General features: G+C 41.0%; 1 protein-coding gene. It reads right to left on the bottom strand.

Annotation, left to right across the window (positions count from 1 at the left end; genetic code table 11):
- Positions 1 to 79 precede the first annotated feature (79 nt).
- On the bottom strand, positions 80 to 1,465 hold the full coding sequence (gene ltrA / locus EKM66_RS12430; RefSeq protein WP_125765027.1) for a group II intron reverse transcriptase/maturase: 1,386 nt from the start codon (positions 1,463 to 1,465) through the stop codon (positions 80 to 82).
- Positions 1,466 to 1,896 lie beyond the last annotated feature (431 nt).

Raw genomic sequence — 1,896 nt, 5'->3', positions numbered from 1 at the left:
TAATCGAGTAGGAGGTAACTTTAGTTACCGACCTCTCACACCACCGTACGTACGGTTCCGTATACGGCGGTTCATTAATTTAAGCATTCTGAATAGACTGGAGTTTCTTGGACATATTCATTAGTCCAAGAGATTCCAGTTTTTCATTTGTCAAAGTATACAACAACGTCTTGCTATGCGCTGTTCGCCAATACCCCTTGCGGGTGTTGGCGAAGACTCTAGCTTGAGTTCTTGTCATTCCTAGTTTTATCAGATTCTTAAGTCTGGTTTTAATTTTCTTCCACGACTTCCATATGTATTGCCTGATTCTAGAGCGTAACCATTCATCAAGTGATTTAATGAATACTTTCATCTTTCCAATTCCATAGTAGTTAAGCCAGCCAATCATCTTCTGATTGATTTCCTTGAAGAGTTCATCGAGGCTTCTGCCTCGGTTTCTCTTCGTTATTTTCTTAAGCGATTGTTTAACTCTCTTTTTAGCTTGTCGGCTAGGACGCACGTAGGCGTTCTTAGCCGATACACCTAGTGAGAATCCCAAGAATTTCAATATTAAAGGAGAACCAACTTTGGTCTTCTTTTGATTTACTGTTACTTTCAAGTCATTCTCAAGAAAACTAGAGATACTATCTAGAACTCTATATCCAGCACGTTTGCTTTTGACATAAATATTACAGTCATCAGCGTAGCGGACAAACTTATGTCCGCGCGCAGTTAGTAATTTGTCGAGTTCATTTAGGTAGATGTTGGCAAGTAATGGAGAAAGGTTACCACCTTGTGGCGTGCCTTTCTCAGATTTCTGAAAAAGATGTCCGTCCATTACTCCACTGGTTAGAAACTTACGAATCATTCTCAATAGCCATTCGTCATTAATATATTGTTTGATGAATTTCATTAGTAAGTCATGATTGACCGTATCGAAGTAAGACTTTAAATCAAGGTCTATCACAACGTGATAGCCTTGATTATAAAATTCTGTGACACGTTTTATGGCATCATGGGCACTTCGATTTGGTCTGAAACCAAAGCTGTTATCTGAAAAGACTCTCTCGAATACAGGTGTCATTGCTTGCGCAATTGCCTGTTGTATCAACCGGTCAACGACCGTTGGTACTCCCAGTTTACGTTTTGTCCCATCTGGTTTTGGTATTTCTACTCTTCTAACAGGACTTGGCTTATATGTAAGGTCAGCTACCGATTTAATCAAGTCAGATTTATTCTCTCTGATGTAATCAAACAGTTCATAAACAGTCATACCATCTATTCCAGCAGCACCCTTATTTCCATAAACCTTTTGGTAAGCTAAGTTGAGATTATCCCTATTTAATACTAGTTCTTTGAATGAAATGCCACTCTTCATTGTATCTTCACCAGAAACGGTACTACGCGCCTCTGATTGCCTTTGGTCTTCCAGACCTATCCTCTTCAGATGGTCAGCTTTTTGTTCTGTTTTCTGCGATTGTCGCACCGCTTCCACCTCCAATATCAATAAGAGTTATTAATGTTCGGTCCTTCGTCGCAAGCGACTACTATGACCTCGGCTGACTTCTGTGCCATTCAGCTAGACATCACTGCCTAGTTTGCTTGTAGGATACATTCCGTTTCCTTGCCAAACATATAGCACAGATCTCCCCGGGTAAGGACACTAACTTTCATACCATGTAGCTGTTGGCTTTACTGCATCTATTTTCGAGTAGTATTGGACTTTAGATTGTATCGCATCCTTATCCAATAAACACAGCCTTGTAGCCACTTCTTGTACATCAGCTCAGTATTTTGCTTTAGACTTCCTTCAGATTCTGCCTCACAACAGACACCCTTGTCCTCGGCTAGTGATTCCGACTACTACGGCTCACAGTGGACTTGCACCACCAAGTTATCGCCCATGCCGGGCGCACG

The sequence above is a fragment of the Companilactobacillus hulinensis genome (assembly GCF_003946555.1).
GTDB lineage: Bacteria > Bacillota > Bacilli > Lactobacillales > Lactobacillaceae > Companilactobacillus > Companilactobacillus hulinensis.
This window is presented reverse-complemented; position numbering and strand designations above follow the sequence as displayed.